This is a genomic window from Caulobacter sp. S45 (assembly GCF_009765965.1).
Taxonomy (GTDB): domain Bacteria; phylum Pseudomonadota; class Alphaproteobacteria; order Caulobacterales; family Caulobacteraceae; genus CAHJWH01.
In genome coordinates this window covers 30,542-55,140 of the sequence record NZ_LMUL01000011.1, presented here as the reverse complement: position 1 = coordinate 55,140, position 24,599 = coordinate 30,542, and the positions used below count along the sequence as shown (strand labels likewise).

Annotated in this window: 20 protein-coding genes and 1 pseudogene; 20 read left to right on the top strand and 1 reads right to left on the bottom strand. The window is 66.3% G+C overall.

What is annotated here, in order from left to right; all coding sequences use genetic code 11:
- The first annotated feature begins 219 nt into the window (after positions 1–219).
- The 20 genes and pseudogenes from GSQ87_RS06580 (at position 220) to GSQ87_RS06485 (ending at position 23,882) form a co-directional block, all read left to right on the top strand.
- Entirely contained in the window at positions 220–513 is a 294-nt protein-coding gene (locus tag GSQ87_RS06580) for a hypothetical protein (RefSeq protein ID WP_158914515.1), read from the top strand.
- Between the two features lie 131 nt (positions 514–644).
- A complete protein-coding gene (locus GSQ87_RS06575; protein WP_158914513.1) occupies positions 645–896 on the top strand; it encodes a hypothetical protein in 252 nt (83 codons plus the stop codon).
- A gap of 313 nt (positions 897–1,209) precedes the next feature.
- Positions 1,210–1,662 (top strand): MucR family transcriptional regulator, encoded by a 453-nt coding sequence (locus GSQ87_RS06570; protein ID WP_254062789.1) that lies wholly within the window; start codon positions 1,210–1,212, stop codon positions 1,660–1,662.
- Positions 1,663–2,872: 1,210 nt separating this feature from the next.
- Positions 2,873–3,870: pseudogene (locus tag GSQ87_RS06565) on the top strand (peroxidase family protein); the annotation flags it as partial.
- Positions 3,871–4,136: 266 nt separating this feature from the next.
- Entirely contained in the window at positions 4,137–4,793 is a 657-nt protein-coding gene (locus GSQ87_RS06560; protein WP_158914509.1) for a cytochrome c3 family protein, read from the top strand.
- Entirely contained in the window at positions 4,790–7,672 is a 2,883-nt protein-coding gene (locus tag GSQ87_RS06555; RefSeq protein ID WP_158914507.1) for a 4Fe-4S dicluster domain-containing protein, read from the top strand. The genes GSQ87_RS06560 and GSQ87_RS06555 overlap by 4 nt, the downstream gene beginning before the upstream one ends.
- Positions 7,669–9,045, top strand: coding sequence for an NrfD/PsrC family molybdoenzyme membrane anchor subunit (gene nrfD, locus GSQ87_RS06550; protein WP_158914506.1), 1,377 nt, complete (start codon positions 7,669–7,671; stop codon positions 9,043–9,045). Before GSQ87_RS06555 ends, nrfD begins: the two co-directional genes overlap by 4 nt.
- Positions 9,042–9,566: a DUF3341 domain-containing protein gene (locus tag GSQ87_RS06545; RefSeq protein WP_158914504.1), complete on the top strand. Its 525-nt coding sequence runs from the start codon at positions 9,042–9,044 to the stop codon at positions 9,564–9,566. Before nrfD ends, GSQ87_RS06545 begins: the two co-directional genes overlap by 4 nt.
- Entirely contained in the window at positions 9,563–10,108 is a 546-nt protein-coding gene (locus GSQ87_RS06540) for a cytochrome c (protein ID WP_216839084.1), read from the top strand. Before GSQ87_RS06545 ends, GSQ87_RS06540 begins: the two co-directional genes overlap by 4 nt.
- A complete protein-coding gene (locus tag GSQ87_RS06535; protein ID WP_158914500.1) occupies positions 10,105–11,133 on the top strand; it encodes a hypothetical protein in 1,029 nt (342 codons plus the stop codon). Before GSQ87_RS06540 ends, GSQ87_RS06535 begins: the two co-directional genes overlap by 4 nt.
- Complete coding sequence (locus tag GSQ87_RS06530; RefSeq protein WP_158914498.1) at positions 11,123–11,503, top strand: hypothetical protein; 381 nt, start codon at positions 11,123–11,125, stop codon at positions 11,501–11,503. Before GSQ87_RS06535 ends, GSQ87_RS06530 begins: the two co-directional genes overlap by 11 nt.
- Complete coding sequence (locus GSQ87_RS06525) at positions 11,500–12,282, top strand: SCO family protein (protein WP_158914496.1); 783 nt, start codon at positions 11,500–11,502, stop codon at positions 12,280–12,282. Before GSQ87_RS06530 ends, GSQ87_RS06525 begins: the two co-directional genes overlap by 4 nt.
- A complete protein-coding gene (coxB, locus tag GSQ87_RS06520; RefSeq protein ID WP_158914494.1) occupies positions 12,279–13,232 on the top strand; it encodes a cytochrome c oxidase subunit II in 954 nt (317 codons plus the stop codon). The genes GSQ87_RS06525 and coxB overlap by 4 nt, the downstream gene beginning before the upstream one ends.
- Entirely contained in the window at positions 13,229–14,965 is a 1,737-nt protein-coding gene (gene ctaD, locus GSQ87_RS06515; protein WP_216839082.1) for a cytochrome c oxidase subunit I, read from the top strand. Before coxB ends, ctaD begins: the two co-directional genes overlap by 4 nt.
- The gene (locus GSQ87_RS06510; RefSeq protein ID WP_158914492.1) at positions 14,962–15,591 is read left to right on the top strand and encodes a cytochrome c oxidase subunit 3; all 630 of its coding nucleotides are present in this window, start codon (positions 14,962–14,964) and stop codon (positions 15,589–15,591) included. Before ctaD ends, GSQ87_RS06510 begins: the two co-directional genes overlap by 4 nt.
- Entirely contained in the window at positions 15,588–15,881 is a 294-nt protein-coding gene (locus GSQ87_RS06505; RefSeq protein ID WP_158914490.1) for an oxidase, read from the top strand. Before GSQ87_RS06510 ends, GSQ87_RS06505 begins: the two co-directional genes overlap by 4 nt.
- A 340-nt stretch (positions 15,882–16,221) precedes the next feature.
- Positions 16,222–17,052 carry a transglutaminase family protein gene (locus GSQ87_RS06500; RefSeq protein WP_158914488.1) on the top strand — a complete coding sequence of 277 codons (831 nt, stop codon included), beginning with the start codon at positions 16,222–16,224 and terminating at the stop codon, positions 17,050–17,052.
- A gap of 89 nt (positions 17,053–17,141) precedes the next feature.
- On the top strand, positions 17,142–20,435 hold the full coding sequence (locus tag GSQ87_RS06495; RefSeq protein ID WP_158914486.1) for a DUF2126 domain-containing protein: 3,294 nt from the start codon (positions 17,142–17,144) through the stop codon (positions 20,433–20,435).
- Positions 20,425–22,956, top strand: coding sequence for a circularly permuted type 2 ATP-grasp protein (locus GSQ87_RS06490; RefSeq protein ID WP_158914484.1), 2,532 nt, complete (start codon positions 20,425–20,427; stop codon positions 22,954–22,956). Before GSQ87_RS06495 ends, GSQ87_RS06490 begins: the two co-directional genes overlap by 11 nt.
- On the top strand, positions 22,953–23,882 hold the full coding sequence (locus GSQ87_RS06485) for a transglutaminase family protein (RefSeq protein WP_158914482.1): 930 nt from the start codon (positions 22,953–22,955) through the stop codon (positions 23,880–23,882). Before GSQ87_RS06490 ends, GSQ87_RS06485 begins: the two co-directional genes overlap by 4 nt.
- Before the next feature lie 392 nt (positions 23,883–24,274).
- Here GSQ87_RS06485 and GSQ87_RS22315 read toward each other — a convergent pair.
- The coding region (locus GSQ87_RS22315; protein ID WP_174241410.1) for a L,D-transpeptidase at positions 24,275–24,599 on the bottom strand (325 nt) is incomplete at its 5' end.

The window sequence follows — 24,599 nt, the reverse complement described above, 5'->3', positions numbered from 1 at the left end:
AGTGCTCGGAGATTCAGCCGTGGTCCATGACATCGCCACGCATATTCTTACGGTGACCCACCAGCCCCTAGGGCGGACCTAGATTCCCAACACATACAGGATGCGCTCGCTCTGACCGCCGTTGGGTCCACGGTAGTCGCCGCCCTAGGCGTCCTCGTCGGCGGGTGGAACGTGCGCCGCCAGATCAGGGCGACAGTGCTATCAGCCGGCAGAAAGTGGTTGGACAGCCTGCGTGAGCATTTGAGCGACCTGTATCTCCAAGGCCGGTGTCATGGGATCGATCACCGTGAAGATGGCTGTCCGAACGCCGAACTGACGGCTAACGAAAGTCGGGAGTACGCCCAACTTCAGGACGCCGGTCGCGCTTCGCTCTACTGCATGCGTTTGCTGCTTGATGACAAAAGGGCCGAGAAAAACGAGCTTTACCAACGCACCGAGAAGCTGATCCAGGCATGTATCCTTAACCCAGGGCGACGAAATGGACATCGCGACGTTGGCTCAAGCCATCATTGAGCGCGAAACGGCGAAGATGAAACGAGGCGAATAGCGTCAGTGTCATGTCACGCATCAAGAGATGTCCAAATTCTTGACACTATAACGTCCGTGACAAGAGACATGGCATCTCGTCAAAATCGACAAAATGCTTGACGACCATCGCTAGCCATGCGCTAAATTCTCCAACTCGCGAATGGGAGATGACGATGTTTTGTATTGAGTTCCGCACCAATGGCCCGGAATTTGGAGAGACCGCGCCGCAGGTGGAAGCGAAGGTCGTGGAAATCCTCCACCGGATCATCGCTCAGCTTAAGCATGGCAACCGTGGAATGGTAAAAGCGCCCGGCGGCGAGGATATCGGCCATTGGGGCTACAAGCCCGATGGGTTGATGCTCGGCTGACGCATCGCATAAATAATGGCAAGGAGCCGGCGTTAGCTCAGTCTGGTAGAGCGCCCCTTTATCGTACATAGGGGAGGTCTACGGTTCAAATCCTTCTCCCGTCTCCTCCACTGTGGGTAGCTCAGGCGGAGCGCCGGGACCACCCTGCAGGTGGGGAGGGTCAAATCCTCCCCCACAGCCACTTCGTAATCTACGATCATGATGGGCTCGGATTGCCGAATTAATGGATCTGGAACACTCTCTCAGTATTCACCACCTGATTCGAGTAGGAGTATCCCCCGTGACCGAAGAAACCCAGGAAGCCCCCGAAACCATGATCGAACTGACAGCCGATATCGTCGCCGCTTATGTCGGCAACAATAACGTTGCGGTTGCGGACCTGCCCGCACTGATCGCCACCACTTACAAGGCGCTCTCTGCCGCCGGCCAACCTGCCGAGCCGGTAGCGTCCACGCTGACCCCGGCGGTTCCGATCAAGAAGTCCGTCACCCCGGATTTCCTGATCAGCCTGGAAGACGGCAAGTCCTACAAGTCGCTCAAGCGCCATCTCAACACGCGCGGCATGACCCCTGACGAGTATCGCACCAAGTGGGGCCTGCCGAAGGACTATCCGATGGTCGCCGCCGCTTACTCGGCTCAGCGGTCCAGCTTGGCGAAGAGCCTCGGTTTGGGTCGCAAGGCGGCTCCGACCCCGGTTGCCGCTAAGGCTCCCGCAAAGACTGTGGCCAAGGCCAAGCCCGGCGCGAAGACCAAGAAGGCCGCCTAACATGTGAGCGGGCTGGTGCTGATGAAGCGTTAGCCCGCACTCACCATGTCGTCAGGACCATGGCTAGGACGAGCATCAACAAGATTGAGAAGCACGCCGTCTCAAGCCACCACTCTCTTAGCCACGCCATGTCTCCACCTCTGAGAGAGTGGAGACATGTTTCGAGCTGGCAATATAGTTTTTTCGCGATTCGGGGCGATCCGCTCGATCTGGCTTAGTTTCCCACAAAGCCGCCCACGAACGCGGCAGCGACCAGCCAAGCCCCCACTGCGATCACCGACGCCAAAATCCAAACCCATCGGGGCATGTGATGCATCCGGGAATCCGGTTCGTGTCCATTGTTTTGTGGATTGAAGGGCGGCGGCGGAGCAAGGGGGAAAAGCTCGCCGCCGCCCCCCGCCGATTTAATCCAGCTAAAACCAATTGGTTTCCGGAAATCGCCTATGTTGGGTTCCGGCTAAAGTCGTCCGCCTTTCCGATGATAGCATACTATGGACGAGAGCGAGCTTGCCGGCTACCGTTCCGATCTCCATGACCCGACGCTGATCTATCTCCGCGCGCCACAATACGCGCGCCCGTTGCTCGAAGCGTTCATGGATCATCTGGTCCTGCGGCTAATGGAGCAATCCAAAACCGCGAGGATCTCCAGAGCCGCCTCGGGGGCCTTGACTCCCAATCCCCGATAAGAACAATGGGGGAACGTTTTGGGGGCTAGAAACGCGGGACGACGCCGAAGCGCTTTATCTGATCGAGGCGGCAGTCCGGATCCTCCAGTCGAGATATGCCCCCGGAAGACCGGCTTACTACGCGCTTCAGCAAGTCCAGCAGGAGCTCCAACGTGCACGCCGGTCTCTTCCGTCTGTCAGCCTGCCGATCCCATCGAACAGTTGGACGCCGCGCACCGGGCGTAGCCGCTACCCCACGTCTATAGTGCCGGCCGAGGCGCTGCGTTCGTCGGAAAGGGGGGGCGCGGCTAAATTGGTTCGATCAAATGCCGGTGGATCGTGTGAGCGCCGTGTGAAAGTCGCCGAGGATCGCCACCTCCAGGCCGATTGCGATCATGCAACGTAATAGCTCGCTCTATCACAATAAGAACGATCAATTTTACAAAAACGGGTTCCCGCGCATTGTCTGTGCTCACAGCAAGAACAATAGCCGACGCGCGTAAGCGTGACTGGCGGCAAGGCTGAACGTGCAAAGGGAGCCGGACATGGATGCCAAGGTTGACGACCAGATCAAGCGGAAGTGCCCCATGGGGCATGGGCGCGGCGGACACAGGAACCGTGACTGGTGGCCTGAAGGCCTGCGGCTCGAAGGGCTGAACCAGCATTCGCCGCGCTCCAATCCGCTGGGCGAGAGGTTCGATTACGCCGAGGCGTTCAAGAGCCTGGATCTGGATGCGGTGATCGCCGATCTCCACGCCCTGATGACCGACTCCCAGGATTGGTGGCCGGCGGACTTCGGCCACTATGGGGCCTGTTCATCCGCATGGCCTGGCACAGCGCAGGGACCTACCGCATCACCGACGGCCGCGGCGGAGCCGGCGGGGGCCAGCAGCGCTTCGCCCCGCTGAACAGCTGGCCGGATAACGCCAATCTCGACAAGGCGCGCAGGTTGCTCTGGCCGATCAAGCAGAAGTACGGCGCCAAGATCTCCTGGGCCGACCTGTTCGTGCTCACCGGCAACGTCGCCTTGGAATCCATGGGGTTCAAGACCTTCGGTTTCGGCGGCGGCCGGGCCGACACCTGGGAGCCGGAGGAGCTGTTCTGGGGCCCCGAAGGGACTTGGCTCGGCGACGAGCGCTACAGCGGCGAGCGCTACAGCGGCGAGCGCCAGTTGCACAGCACGCTGGGCGCGGTGCAGATGGGCCTGATCTACGTCAATCCCGAAGGGCCGAACGGCACGCCCGACCCGCTGGGCTCGGCCCGCGACATCCGGGCGACCTTCGCGCGCATTGCGATGAACGACGAAGAGACGGTCGCCCTGATCGCTGGCGGCCACCCCTTCGGCAAGACCCGTGGCGCGGGCGACCCGTCGTTCGTGGGGCCGGAACCGGAAGGCGCGGTGATCGAGGACCAGGGCCTGGGCTGGCGCAGCAAGCACGGTACGGGTCATGGGGCGGACGCCATCACCGCGGGCCTGGAAGTCACCTGGAGCCAGACGCCGATCCAGTGGAGCAACCATTACTTCGACAACCTCTTCAAGTGGCTTCCTCCTCACGGGTGTGCCGCAGCAGCCGCAAGATTTTCGGATCGAGTTCTCCTGCACACCAACGCTCCGAGCGCTGCTCGGTATGGACCATCGGCGCAGCCAGCCGGATCACCTCCGGCGATGAATCGCCGTCTGGATGAACCTTTGGCGTTCGAAACGGTTGGCTGGGAGACGACTTCAGGGAGACGGCTTTTGACGCCCGTGGCGCGCCGAGGAAAGGATCCGACCCAGCGTGCAGCGCTTGCGGCGCGCGGCTAGGCTTCGTGGCCCAGCTGTTTCGACCCGGCGCCGACACTATCGCGCGTGTGGTCCTGTTCGCCCTGGCGATCGCGCCGTTCGCCGGCGTCGCGCTGGCCTATGGGCTACGCGTGTCCCCCTACTCCACCGAACAGAATCTCGTCGTCGACCAGCCGGTCCCGTTCAGCCACAAGCACCATGTCGGCGACCTGGGCATCGATTGCCGCTACTGCCACACCTCGGTGGAGAAGGCCGCCTTCGCCAGCCTGCCGCCCAGCTCCACCTGCATGACCTGCCACTCCCAGATCTGGACCAACGCCGCGTTGCTGGCCCCGGTGCGCGACAGCTTCGCCCATCACACGCCGATCCGCTGGAACAAGGTCCACCGAGTGGCCGACTACGTCTACTTCGACCACTCCATCCACGTGGCCAAGGGCGTGCCCTGCTCGACCTGCCACGGGCCGGTGCATGAGATGCCGCTGATGCGCCAGACCAAGCCCATGACCATGCAATGGTGCCTGGACTGCCACCGCAATCCCGGACCCAACCTGGCGCCCAGGGACAAGGAGTTCGATCCGTCCTGGACCCCGGCGCAGGACCCGCTGCACGACGCGCGCGCCTATATCGCCCGCTACCACATCCATCCCGCCCACCTGACCGACTGCACGGTGTGCCACCGATGAGCGGCAAGCGGTTCACCCTGTTCGAGGCCAAGGGGCGTAGCGCGTCCGCGCCCGAACTCCCGCCGCGCGGGCTGGACCGACGCGAGGCGCTGGCCATGTTGTCGGCCGGCATGGCGACAGCGCTCAGCGCCTGCGGCAAACCCCGCGAACAGATCGTACCCTATGTCGAGCAGCCCGAAGGCCTGACCCCCGGCCTACCCCAGCGCTACGCCACCGCCTTGACGCTGGGCGGCTATGGACGCGGGGTGATGGCGATCGCGGTGGACGGCCGGCCGATCAAGATCGAGGGCTCGCCCAACCACCCCTACAGCCTGGGCTCGACCGACGCCTTCGCCGAGGCCGAGATCCTGTCGCTCTACGATCCCGCCCGCGCCCAGGCGGTGTTCAAGGGCGAGGAACCCTCCTCGTGGACTGCTCTGCAGACCGCCCTGCTGTCGCGGCTGGAGCGGCTGAAGGGTCGCCAGGGCGCGGGCTTCACCCTGCTCACCGGCCGCATTGTCTCGCCGACCGAGCTTCGCCTGATCGCGGCCCTGAAGATGGCCTATCCCGCCATGGCCTGGCGGCGCTACGAGCCGGTGAACGACGACAACGCCCGCGCCGGCGCCCGGCTGGCGTTCGGGCGTCCGTTGACCGTGCTGCCCAAACTCGGCCAGGCGCAGGCGGTGCTGTGCCTGGACGCCGACCCGCTAGGCTCGGGACCCGAGCAGATCGTCAACGGGCGCGGCTTCGCCGAGGCGCGCAAGGCCGGCGGCGGCTTCGCCCGCTGGTACGCCGCCGAGCCGGGCTGGTCGCTGACCGGCGCCAACGCCGACCACCGCCTGGCCCTGACGCCAGCCCAGGTCGGGGCGCTTGCCCGTCATGTCGCGGGAAAACTCGGCGCGCCAACGGGCGGCGAGACCCTGCCCGTTCAGGCTGCCCGCTTCGCCGACGCCTGCGCCGCCGACCTGATCGCACATACCGGCCACGCCCTCGTCTTGGCCGGCGAGAGCCAATCGCCGGACATCCATGCGCTTGCGCATTGGATGAACAGTCGGCTGCAAGCACCTGTCTCGGCGCTGGAACCGCTCGACCTCAATCCCGACGACCACTTGGCTTCCATCGCCGCCTTGGCCGCCGACCTGAAGACCGGACGCGTCGACACCCTGATCGTCCTGGGCGCCAATCCCGCATACGACGCGCCCTTAGCGCTCGGCCTGCCCGACGCCATGCGCAAGGCCGGGTTCAGCGTCCACTTCACCGCCTATGACAACGAGACCTCCGCCGCGTGCCAATGGCGCGCGCCGCTCTCGCACGCGCTGGAAGGCTGGGGCGATGCGCGGGCGCTGGACGGGACGGCGAGCCTGGTGCAGCCGCTGATCCGGCCGCTCTACGGGACGAAAACTGTGAGCGAGTGCGTGGCCCTGCTGGCCGGGGACGCCGCCGCCGCGTCACACGACATCACCCGCCAGACCTGGACCGACAAGGCTGGCGGCGACCTCGATGGGTTCTGGAAACGCGCCCTGACCGATGGGGTGATCGCAAGCAGCGCGCAAGCCGCCACGCCCCTGCCGCCCGCGCGCCTGCCCCAGATGGCCCAAGCCGCGCCGCCCCCATCGCTCACGCTGTGCCTGTCCCCCGACCCCAGCCTCTATGACGGCCGCTACGCCGAGAACGCCTGGCTGCAGGAATGTCCCAAGCCCATCACCTCCGAGGTCTGGGGCGCAGCGGTGGCGATCTCGCCCGAGGACGCCGTCAGGCTTGGTCTGAAGGACGCCGACCACGTGCGGCTGAGCGCCGAAGGCCGCTCGGTGATCGCACCGGTGCGGGTCACGCCGGGCCAGGCGCAAGGCGCGCTGTCGGCCTTCCTGGGCGGCGGCCGCACGCGGGCCGGGCCGATCGGGACCGGCGTCGGCCAGGACTTCGGCAAGCTGCGCGGTGTGGGCGGTTCCCGCGCCTTGGCGGTGACGGTGGAGCACGCGCCGGGCCATGGCGGTGCGCCGGCCTTCCAGTCCACCCGCCTGCTGGAGGGCGATGCGCGCAAGCTGTCGCCGACGATCGACCTCGCCACTCTCGCTGGCCTGAAGTCCCACCCGCTCGACCCAGTGAAGACGCCACCATCCATGCTACCGGCCGCGCCGGTGCTCGCGACCGACGCCCGTGAACCGGCCTGGGGCATGGTGATCGACGCCGCCGTCTGTATCGGCTGCAACGCCTGCGTGGTCTCGTGCCAGGCGGAGAACAACGTGCCGGTGGTTGGGCCGGAAGAGATCGCGCGCGGCCGCGACATGCACTGGCTGCGCATCGACGCCTACGACGTGGGCGATCCGCACGACCCGCGCCCGGCCTTCCAGCCCGTGCCCTGCATGCAGTGCGAGCACGCCCCCTGCGAGCCGGTCTGCCCGGTGGAGGCCTCCAGCCACGACCACGAAGGGCTGAACGCCCAGGTCTACAACCGCTGCATCGGCACCCGATTCTGCGAGTCCAACTGCCCCTACAAGGTCCGCCGGTTCAACTTCTACGGCTATGCCGAGGAGCAGGCCTACGCCAACCTGGGCGCGGAGTCGCTCAAGGCGCAGAAGAACCCCGAGGTCACCGTGCGCGACCGCGGCGTGATGGAGAAGTGCACCTACTGCGTCCAGCGCATCAGCGCCGCGCGCAAGCTGGCGGAAAAGGAAGACCGCGAGATCGGGCCGCACGAGGTGGTCACGGCCTGCCAGTCCTCCTGCCCAACCCAGGCGATCCGCTTCGGCGACCTGAACGACCCGGCGTCGGGCCTCGCCGGCCTGCGCGAAGATCCACGCCACTACGCGCTTCTGGGCGAACTCGGCACGCGGCCGCGCACCACCTACCTGGCCCGCCTGCGCAATCCCAACCCGGCGCTGTCGGAGGCCGGCGAATGAGCGCGGCGCCGAATCCCGAGGCCGGCGGCTGGATCGCCCCGGACATCGACAGCTGCGAGGCGGTCAACCGGCTGATCGCAGCGCCCCTGCTCGACCGCCAGGGTTGGGGCCGCCAGCAGTGGCGCGGCTGGTGGATGCTGATGGGGATCGCCATCCCTTTGACCGGCGTCTTCTTCCTTGGCGTCTACATGATCCTGACCAAGGGGATCGGCCTGCTCGGCAACAACACCACCATCGTCTGGGGTTTTCCCATCGCCAACTATGTTTGGTGGATCGGCATCGGCAACGCCGGCACCCTGATCTCGGCCCTGCTCCTGCTCACCCGCCAGACCTGGCGCGCGGCCATCAACAGCTTCGCCGAGGCCATGACCCTGTTCTCGGTCGCCATCGCCGGCATCTTCCCGATCATCCACCTGGGCCGGCCGATGTTCTTCTACTGGCTGGCGCCCTACCCCAACCCGATGACGCTCTGGCCCCAGTGGCGCAGCGCCCTGGTGTGGGACTTCTGGGCCATCGCCTCCTACCTGATCTTCTCCATCGTGTTCTGGTACACCGGCCTGATCCCCGACCTCGCCACCCTGCGCGACCGGGCGACCAAGCCGTTCACCCGCAAGCTCTACGGCGTGTTCGCCCTGGGCTTCCGCAACTCGGCGCGACAGTGGGCGATCCATCAGAGCTTCTACAAGACCATGGCGTGCCTTGCCGTGCCCCTGGTCTGCTCGGTCCACTCCATCGTCGGCATGGACTTCGCCGCCAGTGTGATGCCCGGCTGGCAGGAGAGCATCTTCCCGCCCTACTTCGTGGTCGGCGCCATGTTCTCCGGCTTCGCCATGGTGGTGATCCTGGCCGCCCTGATCCGCAAGGCGCTGCACTTTCAGTCGCTGATCACCGACCGCCACTTCGATGTCATCGGCAAGATCATCGTGGCGAGCGCCTGCATCATGGGCGTCTCCTACGCCACGGAGTGGTTCACCGCCTGGTACAGCGGCGAGCGGGCCCAGCACACCTATCTGGCCTATGTCTTCACCGGGACCTACGCGCCCTTCTACGCCATCATGCTGTTCGGCAACGTGATCGCGCCCCAGGTGCTGTGGTTCAAGCGCGCGCGGGCCAGCCTGCCGACGATGGTGATGGTCGCCGTACTGGTGCTGATCGGCATGTGGTTCGAGCGCATCCTGATCATCTGGAACACGCTGGGCCACGACTACCTGCCGGCCCTGTGGCGGGCGTTCTGGCCGACCATCTGGGACTATCTGGTGCTGGTCGGCTCGCTCGGCGTCTTCCTGCTGGCCTTCCTGCTGTTCGTGCGCCTGCTGCCGTCGGTGTCGATGTTCGAGATGCGCGAACTGGCCCTGCGCGAGCGCCGGCCATGAGCCACGCCCTGCTCGCCGCCTTCGCCGCGCCGGAGCCGCTGATGCGGATGGTCCAGCAGGCGCGCGACAAAAGCCTCGGCTTGATCGACGCCTTCACCCCTTACCCCATCGAGGGCCTGTCGGAAGCGCTGGGGCAGAAGCCGACCCAAATCCCCTGGTGGATGCTCGGCGGCGGCGTGGCGATGGCGGTGCTGTTCTACGCCATGGAGTGGCTGAGCGCGACGCGGCTCTATCCGTTCGACCAGGGCGGCCGGCCGTTGAACAGCTGGCCCACCTTCATCGTGGCGACGGTCGAGATCAGCGTCCTGACCGCAGCCCTGACCGGCTTCGTGGCCATGCTGGTCAAGGCCGGCCTGCCCCGTCTGCACCATCCGCTGTTCGAATGTGGAGCCTTCGAGCGCGCCAGCCAGGACCAGTTCCTGCTGGCCATCGCCGCGCCCGAGGACGCCCAGGCGGCCGGCGCGGCGCGGCAGGCGCTATGGGACGCCGGCGCGGTATGGATCGAGGAGGTGGCGCTGTGAGCCCATGCACCCTGCTCCTGATCGCTTGCCTCGGCGTCGCCTGTCCGACCCTGGCCGGCTGCGACATCTCTATGGAGCGCCAGGGCAAGTACAAGACCGAGGCGCCCGCGCCCCTGTTCGCAGACGGGACCTCGGCCCAGACGCCGCCCGACGACACGGTAGCCCAAGGCGCGCTGGCCGAGGAACAGGCGGCCCAGACGCCGCCGCCCGCCACGCCCGCCCTGCTGGCGCGGGGACGCGAGCGGCACGACATCTTCTGCAAGCCCTGCCATGGCGTGTCCGGCGAAGGCGACGGCATGATCGTCAGCCGGGGCTTTCCCCGCCCACCGTCCTACCAGGACCCGCACGTGCGCCAGGCGACGGCGGCGCACCTGTTCGACGTCATCACCCACGGCTCCGGCGTCATGTTCCCCTATGCCGAGCGCATCCCGGCGCAAGATCGCTGGGCCATCGTCGCCTATATCCGAGCGCTCGAGACCACCCACGATCTGGACATCTCGGGCAGGCCATCCCCCCGTACCGCGGGAGGACGCGGATCGTGAGACGCATCGCCCTCATCGTCGGCCTCGTCGCGCTCGCCGGCTGGGCGCTGGCGGCCTTTGTCGCGCCTGGAGCGGCGCTGCAGGGCTGGCTGGTCGGCTTTGTCGCCGTGAGCTGCCCGATGCTGGGGGCGCTCGCCTCCGTGCTGATCCATCGCCTGACCGGCGGCGCCTGGGGCGAGGCGTTCGCGCCTGAACTCACCGCCGCCGCCCGATCCACGCCGCTGCTCTGCCTCTACGTCTTGCCGGTGCTGTTCGGCGCGCCCCTGATCTATCGCTGGGCGGCCATGCCAGGCGCCCTGGACGCCGAGGTGCATCGCTATTTCCTCAACATGCCGCTGTTCGTGCTCCGCTCGGTTGTCGCGCTGATCGGCTGGAGCGCGATCTCGCTGAGCCTTTCCCGCATCGCCGGCCCGCGCGGGCGGCTGGGCGCGGGATTGGGCCTGGTCTTCCACGGGATCGCGGTCAGCGTGGTCGGAGTGGACTGGGTGCTGTCGGTGCTGCCAGGCTGGACCTCGTCGAACTTCGGCATGGACCTGGCGGTGCAGCAGCTCGCCGCCGCCTTCGCCCTCGCCGGCCTGCTCGGCGCGCGGCGGGTTCAGGCGGGATCGATCGCCGACCTCACCGGCCTGCTGTTCGCCGCCATCCTGGGCCTGACCTATCTGGAGTTCATGAGCTTCCTGGTTGTCTGGTATGGCGACCGCCCGCCCTTGGACGCCTGGTATCTGCTGCGCGCCAAGCCGCCTTGGCAGACGCCGGTCTGGATCGCACTGGCGCTCGGCATCGTAGCGACGGTGGCGCTGATCGTGCGGCGGATGATCGGGCCGCGCAGGGCGTTGCAGATCGCCTCGGCCGCCGTGCTTGCGGGCCTGCTCGGCTATCAGGTCTGGCTGCTCGCGCCCCAGTTCGGACCCGCCTGCCTGCTGCCCGCCGCCCTGGCCCTGACTGGCATGGCCGGGCTAGGGATCGCCGCGATGGGCGGCCTGCCGCGCCTCGCCCGCAGAGGGGAGACGGCCCATGCCGGCTGAAACGCCCCGCCCTGCCGCCGACGAGCTCGAACCCACCGATGTCCGCCCCGGTCCGGCCGGCGTGATCGTGGTCGGCCTGTTCGCCTTCCTGTCGCTCGCCCTGGTCGTACTGGGTCTCTACTTCCACCTGGAAATCCCGTCGCCAAGCTCGGCGCCGCCGAAGCCCTTCCCCGGCCCGCAGCTGGAGACCAGCATCGACCCGCGCAGCCTGCCCGCCGACCTGGCCGGCCCGGCGGCTCCGCAAACGCCTACACCGCCTCGGCTCGACGAGGCCCTAATCGCGCGGGCGATGGCGACGATCGCAGCCAAGGGCGAGCACGCCTACGACCCCCTGCCCGCACCAGCTTCGACGGCGGGAGCTAAGCCATGAGGCTCGCCGCCACGATTTTCGCCGTGCTGTTCGCCCTCGCTCCGCCCGCGATGGCGGAGGTCGCGCGCGCCGATCTGGCCCGCGTCGGAGTACATGCGCCGCCGGGCGCCCGCGCGCCGCTCGACAGCATGTTCCGCGACCAGGACGGGCGCGCGCTCACCCTTGGCGTAGCTAAGGGCGAAGGCCCGGCCTTGCTGGTGTTCACCGACTATCGCTGCACCACGCTGTGCGGGCCGGCGCTCAGCATCGTCGCCGCCCGGATCGCCAAGGCCGGTCTGCACCCCGGCGCGGACTTCCGCCTCATCGCCATCGGCCTGAACCCGAAGGCGACGACGCAGGACGCCAAGGCGATGTGGGCCGCACGCCTGTCGGGCGACCCGGCCCTGCTGAAGGCCTCGAGCTTCCTCAGCGGCTCGCCTCAAGCCATCGCCACCACGACCGCCGCGCTGGGCTACGGCTACGCCTACGATCCCGCGACCGGCCAATACACCCACCCGGTCGCGGCCTTCGCCCTGGCCCCGGACGGGCGGGTGACGCGGGTGCTGTCGGAGGTGGCGCTGAACAGCGTCCAGCTCGACAACGCCATCCGCGACGCCGCCGAGGGCCGCACCGGCGACCTGATCGACCGCATCGCCCTGCTCTGCCACGGCCTGAGCCTGGTCGGCGGGCGCAACAACGCCGCCGTGCTGACCGGATTGAGGATCGGCGGGGCGGCCACCCTCTTCGCCCTGGCCGGCGGGCTGGGCCTGCTGATCACACGACGGAGGCGGGTCGCATGAGGGGCGGCTTGCCGATCTTCCCGGTCGAGGCCGATGCGCGCTCGGTGGTCACCGACCACCTGTTCTTCGGCCTGCTCGGCCTGTCGGTAGCGATCATCCTGCTGGTGGTCAGCCTGGTGGTGGTGTTCTCGGTTCGCTACCGCCGCGGCTCCAGCGCCAAGCGTGGCGAGCTGCCGGAGATCGTCTCGAAGGAATTCGAAATCGGCTGGACGGTCGCCACCTTCTTCCTGTTCCTGTTCGTCTTCTGGTGGGTGTCATCCTCCCAGCTCAGCGGCTTCAAGGCCCCGGCCAATGCGCTGGAAATCCACGTGGTCGCCAAGCAGTGGATGTGGAAGACCCAGCATCCCAGCGGCGTGCGCGAGATCAACGCCCTGCACGCCCCGACTGGCGTGCCGGTCAGGCTGGTGATGACCTCCCAAGACGTGATCCACAGCTTCTATGTCCCGGCCTTCCGCATGAAGCAGGATGTGCTGCCCGGCCGCTATACCGAGACCTGGTTCAAGGCCAACAGGCCTGGGACCTATCCGCTCTACTGCGCCGAATACTGCGGAACCGACCATTCCCAGATGCTGGGCGAGGTGGTGGTGATGCGCCCGGCCGACTATGGCCGCTGGACCGCCGTCCAGCCGCAACCGAACGATCTCGCCGGCCAGGGCGGCGTCCTGTATCGCAGCCTCGGCTGCGGCAGTTGCCACGATGCGGCCGGCCCGAACCACAATGCGCCGTCGCTCGGCGGTCTGTACGGCCAGCAGGTGATGTTGAGCGACGGACGGCGCGCCCTGGTCGACGAGACCTTCCTGCATCAGGCCATCGTCCAGCCCGACCGCAACGCCGTAGCGGGCTATCCGGCCACCATGCCCAGCTACGCCAAGGCGATCGACGAAGAGGGGCTGAATGCGCTGATCGCCTACCTGAAGTCCCTGCCCGCCCACGCCGGAGGGCGATCATGAGCCTCACCACCACCCCCGGCGAATTCCCGACCGCCGATCCAGACGCGAAGGGCGCGCGACCGGCCGACGGCGCGCCGATGCAGCAGAGCTTCTGGACCGACGGCGGCCAGACGGTGTGGTCCTGGCTCGGCACGGTCGACCACAAGCGGATCGCCATCCTCTACGCCATCAGCATCACCGCCTTCTTCTTCCTGGGCGGCGCCGCAGCGGCCCTGATCCGCATCCACCTGTTCACCCCGCACGGCCTGCTGTTCAGCCGCGACACCTACAACAAGCTGTTCACCCTGCACGGGGTGATCATGGTCTGGTTCTTCCTGGTGCCGTCCATCCCCTCCACCCTGGGTAACTTCCTGCTGCCGCTGATGATTGGGGCCAGGGACATGGCCTTTCCCAAGATCAACCTGTTGTCCTGGTACGTCTTCGTCGGTGGGGCGCTGCTGACGGTGATCGCGCTGCTGGCCGGCGGCGTGGACACCGGCTGGACCTTCTACCCACCGTTCTCGACCATCTATTCCAATTCGGCCGTGACGCTGGCGGCGGTCGGCGTGTTCGTGGTCGGCTTTTCCTCGATCCTGACCGGGATCAACTTCATCGCCACCATCCACCTGCTCCGGGCGCCGGGCATGAAGTGGTTCCGCCTGCCGCTGTTCGTCTGGGCCATGTACGCCACCAGCATGGTGATGATCTTGGCGACGCCGGTGCTATCCACCAGCCTGCTTTTGATCATTGCCGAGCGGCTGTTCGGCATGCCGATCTTCGACGCACGGATCGGCGGCGACCCGCTGTTGTTCCAGCACCTGTTCTGGTTCTACAGTCACCCGGCGGTCTACATCATGATCCTGCCGGCCATGGGGGTGATCTCGGAGATCGTCACTGTCGCCGCGCGCCGCAAGGTGTTCGGCTACGCCTTCATGGTCTACGCCATGATCGCGATAGCCGTGGTCGGCTTCATGGTCTGGGGCCACCACATGTTCGTCTCGGGCATGAGCCCCTACGCGGCCCTGGTGTTCTCGTTCCTGAGCTTCGTGGTCGCCGTGCCCTCGGCCATCAAGGTGTTCAACTGGACCGCCACGCTATATCGCGGCCAGATCACCTTCGCCGCGCCGATGATGTACGCGCTGGGCTTTCTCGGCCTGTTCACCATCGGCGGGCTGACCGGGCTGATGCTGGCCTCGGTGCCCATCGACGTCCACGTCACCGACACCTACTTCGTGGTGGCGCACTTCCACTACATCATGGTCGGCGCCTCGGTGTCGGCCTTCTTCGGCGGGCTGCACTACTGGTGGCCCAAGATCACCGGGCGGCTCTATCCCGAGGGCTGGGCGAGGTTCGCCGCCATCCTGATGTTCTTCGGGTTCAACTTCACCTTCTTCCCGCAATTCATCATGGGCTATCTCGGCATGCCGAGGCGGTATGCGGAATACCCGGCGGAGTTCCAACTCTACCACGTGATGTCGTCGACAGGCGCGATGGTGCTGGCCGTGGCCTACCTGCTACCGCTGTTCTACTTCGCCTATTCGCTGCGGTTCGGCGAGGTCGCCCCCGCCAATCCCTGGAACGCCACCGGGCTGGAATGGACCGTCCCCTCCCCGCCGCCCAAGCACAACTTCGACCAGATCCCCCACGTCGAAAACGATCCCTACGAATATCACGCTCAGGGCCACGCGCCCGAGCATGGCAAGTCGATCCATCGCGGCCAGGGCGACGGGCCGGTCAGGACGCCGCCCACATGAGCGAGGCCTCCGCCACTTTGCACGAGCCGTTCGAGTCCGCGACGCGCCAGCGCGAGGCGTTGACCTTCGGCGTGTGGCTGTTCCTGGCCAGCGAGTTGTTGCTGTTCGCCGGCATGTTCCTGGGCTACGCCGTCTACCGCCACGACCACCCGAGCGCCTTCGCCGAGGCCGGACGGCATGTCAACCTGCTGTTCGGCACGATCAACACCGCGCTGCTGATGACCTCCAGCCTGAGCCTGTCGGTGGCCAGCCGGGCCATCGACCGCGACAAACCTGGGCTCAGCGAGATCGGCGTCTGGATCACGCTCGGCCTCGGCCTGCTGTTCCTGATCGTCAAAGGGTTGGAATACCGCGAGGACCTGGACGAGCACCTTTGGCCCGGCGCAACCTTCGCCCTTCATGCGCCCGCCGCGCGCATCTTCTTCGGCTTCTACTGGACCATGACCTTCGTCCACGCCTGCCACATGACCATCGGTCTGGGCCTGCTCTCGCGGCTGGTGTGGCTGGCGCGGCGCGGTCGCCTGCGCGCCAACAACGACTCGGTGGAGGCGACGACCCTCTACTGGCACCTGGTCGACATCATCTGGGCGCTGGTGTTCGCCTGCCTGTATCTGGTCGGCCGATGACACGGCGCGAGCAGACCGAACAGCCCGGTATATGGCTCGGGCCCATCCTGGCCTGGGCTGCGCTGCTGACGCTGCTGGCGTTGAACGTGGTGCTCGCCGGCCTGCCGCTCGGCGTGTTCAAACTGCCAGCGAACCTGGCCGTGGCCGCCCTCCAAGCGATCGTTATGGGGCTGGTGTTCATGCGGCTGAACCGGGCGAGCTGGCTGGTGCGCCTGTGCGCCGTCTCCGCCTTCCTCTGGATATCGCTGATGTTCATCCTGGCCTTCGCCGACACCCTGACCCGTGTCTGAAAGCTGTGGGCTGGGACGCAAACTCAGACGCGCGCCAGCCTCTATGCGACCCTGAGGCATTATCAGCGCAAATGTTCCGGGCCTGGCTCCGCCCCAGCGTGCCTCCTGTTCGGAGGCAGCCGTCATTGCATTGCGTTGCAGAATAAGAAGGGACTCAACCGGCGGCTCCTGCAGTTTTGATCCACTTGCCCTAAAAAGGCGTCAACAGCGGCTCCAGGTACGTTTGGTTTGACAGTGCCAAGCCCCACCTCCAGGCCGGCTTTCGAGCCTCGTCTCTGGAGCCGCTGGACGGTTCGTGCATTAAGCGAGGCGACCACACAGCAGGTATTTAGGAGACCCGATGCTCATACGATTTGGCTACGAGATCGTCATCAACTGCTGGTCTTCGACGCCAATCGTCACAGAGCTGAGCATCGAGGATAAGCGACACCCTGACGTGCGTGTCCCCGAAGTCTTTTTCACCGACCCCGACGTCGAAAACTCCACTTATCGCGACGTGTTCGGCAACCTCTGCCGCCGCTTCATCGCGCCGCCAGGCAACCTGATGATCCGCAGCGACTGCGTTATCGAGGATAGCGGCGAGGTCGATGTCATCTCACCCGACGTCGAACAGATTCAGGTGTCTTCCCTGCCCGACGACACCCTCCTCTATCTCATGGGGAGTCGGTATTGTGAGACCGACCGCTTGAGCCAAACCGCATGGAACCTGTTTGGCCATACAACGCCGGGCTGGGCGCGCGTCCAGGCCATCTGCGACTTCGCCAACCAGCGGATCGCATTCGACTACCAGAATGCACGCGCGACCCGCACGGCCTACGAGGCTTATGAGGACCAGACGGGCGTCTGCCGGGACTTCGCCCACCTCGCCATCGCCCTATGCCGTTGCATGAACATTCCGGCGCGCTATGTGAACGGGTATCTCGGCGACATCGGCGTCCCCATCCGCGATCCCATGGATTTTAGCGCCTGGATGGAGGTCTATCTCGGCGACCGATGGTGGACCTTCGACCCTCGTAACAACATTCCTCGAATTGGTCGCATCGCTCTCGCACGGGGGCGGGACGCAGCCGACGTCGCCATGCTTACCTCCTTCGGATCGCACATCCTGAATCGCTTTACGGTCTGGACTTTCGAGGTCGACACGCCGTCGCTGGACGGCCCAATACGCTGAACCCGGCAAGCGCGACCATATGAAGTCGCAAACCGCATGATTCCTGTGCTAGCCCGCCTTCTGCACGCCTGCGGAGTCATGGAGAAACGATGACGGTAACGGCCGGGCTCCACCATCTGACGCGCTATCGCTACGATCGCTCCGTCAAGCTCGGGCCGCAGACCGTACGCCTGCGCCCTGCGCCCCACTGCCGGACGCTGGTGCCGAGCTACGCCTTGAAAATCACGCCGGCCAACCACTTCATCAACTGGCAGCAGGATCCGTTCGGCAATTGGCTGGCGCGGCTGGTGTTCCCGGACCCCGTAAGGGAGTTCGCCGTCGAGGTGGACCTGACCGCCGAGATGAAGGTGATCAACCCTTTCGACTTCTTCGTAGAGCCCTACGCCGAGGGCTTGCCCTTCGCCTATTCCAGCGATCTCGCGGGAGAGCTGGCGCCTTATCTCATGGTGGAGGGGGATTCGGGGACGCTCGACGCCTTTGTCGACACCCTCGCCCCCACGGCGCCCAGCACGATCAACTTCCTGGTCGACCTGAATGCGCGGATCATGCGCGAGGTCAGCTACCTTGTACGGATGGACCCCGGCGTGCAGACGCCTGAGGAGACGCTGAACCTCGGCTCCGGCTCATGCCGCGATAGCGCCTGGCTTCAGGTGCAGGTGCTGCGGAAACTCGGTTTAGCCGCCCGCTTCGTCTCTGGCTACCTGATCCAGCTGAAGGCCGACGTGGCGGCGCTGGACGGGCCATCGGGCACGACGGAAGACTTCTGCGATCTGCACGCGTGGGCCGAGGTGTTCCTACCGGGCGCGGGCTGGATTGGCCTCGACGCCACCTCCGGGCTCCTCTGCGGCGAGGGCCACTTACCTTTGGCCGCGACCCCGCACCACCGCTCCGCCGCCCCCATCAGCGGCCTCGTCGAGCCCGCCAACGTGGAGTTCGAGTTCGAGATGTCGGTGGTCCGGCTAGTCGATCCGGTCCGCATCACCAAGCCCTTCGAGGACGAGCGCTGGCTGGCCCTGAACGCCCTCGGAAACCTCGTGGACAAGCACCTCTCCGAAGGCGACGTACGCCTGACCATGGGCGGCGAGCCCACCTTCTGCTCCATCGACGACTTCGAATCACCCGAATGGAACACCGACGCCGTCGGCCCCACAAAGCGCGCCTTGGCCGACCAGATGATCCGCCGCCTGCGCGATCGCTTCGCATCCGGCGGCCTCCTGCATCATGGCCAGGGCAAGTGGTATCCCGGCGAACCCCTCCCCCGCTGGGCCTTCGCCCTCTACTGGCGGGGCGACGGCCAGCCGATCTGGCGGGACGCCGACACCATCACCGGCGAACCTGAGCCCGTCGAGCTCGATGCCGAAAAGCCCGTGCCGGCGCCCATCGAGGTTGCCGCTTTCGCCGCCCGTTTCGCCGCCCGGCTGAGCCTCGACCCCGGGTGCATCCAGCCGGCCTATGAAGATCCGCTCCACTGGATCGGGACGGAAGGTAAGCTTCCGGAAAACTTCGACGCGTCCGAGCTGAAGGTCGACGACGCGCAGGAGCGTAAGCGCCTGCTCCGCGCTTTCGACGGCGGGGTCTCCAAGGCGGGCGCCCACGTTCTGCCCATCCGCCGCTGGAGCAGGGGCAAGCGCCGGGGCTGGATGACGGAGGCTTGGGCGCTCCGGCGCGGCCGCCTATTCCTGGTTCCAGGGGACTCCCCCGCCGGTTTCCGCCTGCCGCTCGGCAGCCTGCCCGAGCTTGCGCCCAAGGACTACCCCCACGTCCGCGTTCGCGATCCCTTCGAGCCCCGTGGCCCACTACCGCTCTATGACGAACTGACCGCCCCGCCGGCCGCCTCCAAGCCGCCCAAGAGCGAGCGCCCATACGTTCGGACCGCCATTACCTTCGAGGTGCGCGACGATGTGCTCTACGTCTTCATGCCGCCGGTCGAGACGGTGGAAGACTATCTGGAGCTGGTCGCACAGGTAGAGGCGCTCGCCTCTGAGGCCGGCCAATCTCTCCGCTTCGAAGGCTATGGGCCTCCCGACGACCCTCGCCTGAACGTCATCAAGGTGACCCCCGATCCCGGCGTGTTGGAGATCAACGTCCACCCGGCCAAGACTTGGGCGCAGGCGGTGAGCATCACCTCGGGCGTCTATGAGGAGGCGGCCCAGACCCGCCTCGGCGCCGACAAGTTCATGGTCGACGGCCGCCATACCGGTACCGGCGGCGGCAACCACGTGGTGGTCGGCGGGGCAAGCCCGCTGGATTCGCCCTTCCTGCGTCGGCCCGACCTCCTGAAGAGCATGCTGCTCTATTGGCAGCGCCATCCGTCCCTGTCCTATCTCTTCTCCGGCCTATTCGTCGGCCCCACCAGCCAGGCGCCGCGGGTGGACGAGGCGCGCCACGACAGCCTCTACGAACTGGAGATCGCGCTGTCCGCGGTGCCCGCTCCAGGCGATGGCGAGACGCCGCCGCCGTGGCTGGTGGATCGCCTGTTCCGCAACCTGCTGGCCGATGTCTCGGGCAACACCCACCGCACCGAGATCTGTATCGATAAGCTCTATTCGCCGGACGGACCCGCTGGGCGGCTAGGCCTGCTGGAACTCCGCGGCTTCGAGATGCCGCCGGATGCGCGGATGAGCCTGGCCCAGCAGCTCCTGATCCGCGCCCTCATCGCCTGGTTCTGGCGCGAGCCGCAGGACGGTTCGCTCGTGCGCTGGGGAACCAGCCTGCACGACCGTTTCATGCTGCCCCATTTCGTCTGGGCGGATTTCGAGAGCGTGCTCGCCGACTTGAAGCGGGCGGGTTACGCTTTCGATCCCCTGTGGTTCGAGGCCCAGCGCCAGTTCCGCTTCCCTCAGCATGGGCGTGTGGAATACGCCGGCGTCGGGCTAGAACTCCGCCATGCGCTGGAACCCTGGCATGTGATGGCCGAGGAGAACAGCGGCGGCGGGACGGTGCGGTTTGTGGACGCCTCGGTGGAGCGGCTGCAGGTCGCCGCCTCGGGCTTCGTGCCCGAACGCCATCTGATTACCTGCAACGGCCGTCCCCTGCCCATGACCCCCACGGGGATCGCGGAAGAGGCCGTCGCCGGGGTGCGCTACAAGGCGTGGAAGCCGCATAGCGGTCTCCATCCCAACATCGCGCCCCACGCGCCGCTGACCTTTGACATCGTCGATCGCTGGAATCGGCGGTCGCTCGGCGGTTGCGTCTACTACGCGTCGCACCCAGGCGGGCGGAACTACGACACTTTCCCGGTCAACTCCTACGAGGCGCAGGCTAGGCGGCTGGCGCGGTTCCAGGCGCACGGCCATACGCCGGGGACGATCGATATCCCTGCCGAAAGCCGGAGCGCGGAGTTCCCCCTCACCCTCGACCTGAGGATGCCCGTTGGACGCTGACCCGCAGACCGCAGATCTCGCGCCGTCCCACGACGACGCGGCCTCCGCGCGGCTGAAGGGGTGGTTGGAAGACTACCGCCCATTTACCGACGCCCCCGACGAACTGGCGCCGCCGGACGGATCGACGCCCGAGCCGTGGCTGCGGTTCCTGCGGGCCGTGGCGGCCTATCCGGAGGGGGAGTTTGCAGAACGGTTCGCCCTGGCCACCCGCCACATCCGCGACGCCGGCGTCTCTCACCGTATCTACGGCGAGGACAGCGAGCGGATCTGGCCCCTAAGTCCCATGCCGCTGATCCTGGCGGAGAAGGAGTGGACGGAGATCGCGGCCGGCGTCGAACAGCGCGCGACCTTGCTGGAAGCGGTTCTGAACGATCTCTACGGCGAGGGGCGGCTAGTCTCCGACGGCCACCTCCCCGCCGCCGCCGTCACCGGCAGCGACGACTTCGTCCGCGCCATGCGGGGGGTGAAGCTGCCCGGCGGCAAACCCATGCATCTCTACGCCGCAGATCTTGGGCGGGGGCCGGACGGGCGCTGGTGGGTGCTGGGCGACCGCACCCAGGCCCCGTCCGGCGCCGGCTACGCTCTCGAGAACCGCATGGTGTTGTCGCGGGCGTTTCCGCATCTCTACAACGCCATGAACGTGGAGCGGCTGGCGCCTTTCTTCAGCGACTTCCGCGCCAACCTGACGGCGGCGGCGAGCCGCACGGATCCCCGTATCTGCCTGCTGACTCCCGGCCCGTTCAGCGAGAGTTATTTCGAACAGGCGCATCTGGCCCGTTATCTGGGCTTCCTCCTCGTGGAGGGAGACGATCTCGTGGTGCGGGACGGCGTCGTCTATGTCCGCACGATCGCCGGATTAAAGCGGGCCGATGTGATCTGGCGGCGTGTGGATGCGGACTTCATTGATCCCATGGAGCTGAACAGCTCTTCCCACCTGGGCGTACCGGCTCTCCTGGAAGCGATCCGGGCGGGCGGCGCGGTGGTCTCCAACATGCCGGGCTCCGGCGTCATGGAGTCCAACGCCCTCTTAAGCTTCCTGCCCGCCCTCAGCCGCCGGCTCCTCGGCGAAGCGCTGAAGCTTTCCAACGTCGCCACTTGGTGGTGCGGCCAACCGGCGGAACGGGAACTCGTAGAGCGCAACATCGACACCCTCGCCATCGCCGGCGCCTTTGGCGGCAAGGCGCACCTCGCCGTGGCCCGCGGGCCACGGCTGCTGGCGGATCTTTCGCCGGACGAGCGCTCCGCCCTCCGCGTCGCCATGCACGAGCGCCCGGTGGACTTTGTCGGCCAGGAGGTAGTGCGCCTCTCCACCACCCCGACTATCCGCGACGGAAAGCTGCAGCCCAGCCCGTTCATCCTGCGGGTTTACGCCGCAAGGACGGAGGACGGTTGGCGCATCATGCCGGGCGGTTTCTGCCGCATCTCCGATCAGAAGGACGCCCGCGCGCTTTCCATGGGTGCGGGGGCGCAGGCCTCCGACGTCTGGGTGATCGCCGAAAAGCCTGTGGAGAAGATCTCGCTGCTCGCGCAACGGGACGGGGCGAGGGTTCGTCGGATCACCGGCAACCTGCCCAGCCGCGCCGCCGACAATCTGTTCTGGCTTGGCCGCTACCTTGAGCGCGCGGAAAGCACCCTGCGCGTGGTCCGCAGCCTGTGCACCAGTCTGATGGACCCCGACGCCGCCACTCACAGCGCCGGCGAGACCCTGGACAAGCTGAAGGGCCTCCTGGTGGACTCCGGCGCAGTAGAAGAACAGTCCCTCGGCCACAGGGTGACGGACGTGGCCCAGGCTGCGCTCTACGATGAGGAGGCGTACGGCTCGGTGGTGTCACAGGTCCGCTCGGCCCGCCGGGCGGCCGCCAGCATGCGCGAGCGCCTGTCTGAAGACTTCTGGAAGCGCCTTCTCAGCCTCGAAGCTCGGCTGAAGGAGGAGAAGCAGATCCGCATGTCAGAATCCGCGGGACTCGAGCAAGCGGAAACCGCACTGCAGGATCTGTCGACCCTCTCCGGTCTGACCCAGGAGAATATGAACCGTGTCGCGGGCTGGCGCTTTCTCGACATGGGGCGCCGCATCGAGCGTGGGATCAACACCAGCCGCCTGATGCGCAAACTCGCCGACGAAGACGCCACCATCGACGACCTCGATCTCCTACTGGACCTGATCGACAGCCAGATCACCTATCGCTCGCGCTACCTGGAAGGCATTTCGCTCACGCCCGTCCGCGACCTGGTGATGCTGGACCCCTACAATCCACGCTCTGTCGCCTTCCAAGTTATCACCCTGAAGGCCCACATAGCCGCCCTGCCCGTCCTGCAGGACGACGGCATGCCGGAAGAGCCGACAAGGCTCCTGACTCGCCTGGCCTGCCAGGTGGAGGTGCAGGGCGCCGCCGCGCTGGACGGACCGCAGGCGAGGGCCTTCGAACACATGCTGCTGGATCTCTCCGACAGCATCACGGACCGCTATTTCCTCCAGGGCGCCAACGCCACGCCGACCAAGAAGCTCGGCGGGTTGGCGTGAACTACAAGCTCCGCCACGTGACCACCTACCGCTACAGCAAGGCGGTGACCTTCGCCCGCTGCGCCCTGCGCCTCACGCCGCAACAAGGCCCGGACCAGACCGTGCTCACGAGCTCCATCACCATCACGCCGCCGCCGAGCCGGCTGCAGGAGCGGATCGGCCAATTCGGGGAGCGGGTGGTCACCGCCATCATTGATACACCCCACCGCGAGCTGAGGATCGAAGCCCGCTCCGACGTCGCTGTCCACCGCGCCTCCCTCCTGCCGGGCTTCACGGGGGCCTCGTGGGACTGTGTTCGAGAGGAAGCCGCAGCGTCCGTGTCCCTGGACATGATCTCGCCCGCTCACTTCATCTATCCCACGGCCATGACCAGATTGAATCCGGCCATCACCGCCTACGTGACTGAGTGCTTTCAGCCTGGCCGATCGGTGGTGGAGGCGGCGCACGCTCTGAGCTGCCGCATCAAGGCGGAGTTCACCTATGACCCGGACGCCACCCTGGTCTCCACGCCGGCCATCCACGCCTTCAAAGCGCGGCGGGGGGTGTGCCAGGACTTCGCCCACATCATGATCAGCGGCCTAAGGGGCCTGGGCCTGCCGGCCGCCTACGTCAGCGGCTATCTGCGAACCATTCCGCCTCCCGGAAAGCCGCGGCTGGAGGGGGCCGACGCGACCCACGCCTGGGTCGATCTCTGGTGTGGCAAGGCGCTGGGCTGGGTTGGATTCGATCCCACGAACGCGCTGATCGTAGCTGGGGACCACGTCGTGCTGGCGGTGGGACGCGACTACGCCGATGTGGCGCCCATGGGAGGCGTGGTGCTGGGCCCCGGCGACCAGACCATCGAAGTGGCCGTCGACGTGGTGCCTGGCAACGAGACTCAGACCTTGGAAGACGAGGCTTGGCGTTGGGCTCGATCACGCGCGTGACTTGTAGGTCCCTACCATGTGCGCGATCTAAGCGGCCACGTTCAGCCCGTCCTCATGGATAAGCTCCACATTGGCCGAGACCTTCAGGTCGCACGCCGCCTGGCCATAGATTGACCCATTCATGGGATCTGATGGTGCTGTCATCTGTGGATCTCTAGTAATCGCGGTCGAGCTCTCAAGGGCATTGTCAGCGCAAATGTTCCGGATCTAGCTCCGCCTCGGCTGCTTCCTACTTGGAGACAGCCGTCATCGCATTCCATTGCAGAACACGGAGGTATGCGGACACCGGACCCTGTAATTGATCCATCCGCCCTAAAAAGGCGTGAACAGCTGCTTCAGATATGTTTGCTCTGACAGTGCCGACCTCAGTCGCAGCTGAAGCCTACAACACATCAGCTATGGGGTTTGGCCCGCGTTCCGACGAATTCTACGGTCACGCCGGGCTTTACCCCCTGCGCCAAAGCCACGGCGTCCCAATTCGTCATCCGAACGCAGCCATGCGAGGCGGTCTTACCGATCTTGGAAGGATCAGGGGCGCCGTGGAGGCCGTAATCCGGCGCGTTCAGGGCGATCCACACCACACCGACTGGTCCGTTTGGACCGGGTTTGATGTGCAGCTTGCCGTGGGAGCGCGGCCCCCAGTGCAGTTTAGAGGGATCGTAAGTGTAATCAGCCTGCCAGGAGACTCCATTGACCTTGTGCGTCCCCGAGGGCGAG

Bases quoted from the DNA above. Each gene is read 5' to 3' on its own strand.
- GSQ87_RS06495 (WP_158914486.1), top strand. From the start codon at position 17,142: ATGACGGTAACGGCCGGGCTCCACCATCTGACGCGCTATCGCTACGAT.
- coxB (WP_158914494.1), top strand. From the start codon at position 12,279: ATGAGGGGCGGCTTGCCGATCTTCCCGGTCGAGGCCGATGCGCGCTCG.
- GSQ87_RS06570 (WP_254062789.1), top strand. From the start codon at position 1,210: ATGATCGAACTGACAGCCGATATCGTCGCCGCTTATGTCGGCAACAAT.
- nrfD (WP_158914506.1), top strand. From the start codon at position 7,669: ATGAGCGCGGCGCCGAATCCCGAGGCCGGCGGCTGGATCGCCCCGGAC.
- GSQ87_RS06505 (WP_158914490.1), top strand. From the start codon at position 15,588: ATGACACGGCGCGAGCAGACCGAACAGCCCGGTATATGGCTCGGGCCC.
- ctaD (WP_216839082.1), top strand. From the start codon at position 13,229: ATGAGCCTCACCACCACCCCCGGCGAATTCCCGACCGCCGATCCAGAC.
- GSQ87_RS06530 (WP_158914498.1), top strand. From the start codon at position 11,123: ATGCCGGCTGAAACGCCCCGCCCTGCCGCCGACGAGCTCGAACCCACC.
- GSQ87_RS06555 (WP_158914507.1), top strand. From the start codon at position 4,790: ATGAGCGGCAAGCGGTTCACCCTGTTCGAGGCCAAGGGGCGTAGCGCG.
- GSQ87_RS06500 (WP_158914488.1), top strand. From the start codon at position 16,222: ATGCTCATACGATTTGGCTACGAGATCGTCATCAACTGCTGGTCTTCG.
- GSQ87_RS06510 (WP_158914492.1), top strand. From the start codon at position 14,962: ATGAGCGAGGCCTCCGCCACTTTGCACGAGCCGTTCGAGTCCGCGACG.
- GSQ87_RS06545 (WP_158914504.1), top strand. From the start codon at position 9,042: ATGAGCCACGCCCTGCTCGCCGCCTTCGCCGCGCCGGAGCCGCTGATG.
- GSQ87_RS06525 (WP_158914496.1), top strand. From the start codon at position 11,500: ATGAGGCTCGCCGCCACGATTTTCGCCGTGCTGTTCGCCCTCGCTCCG.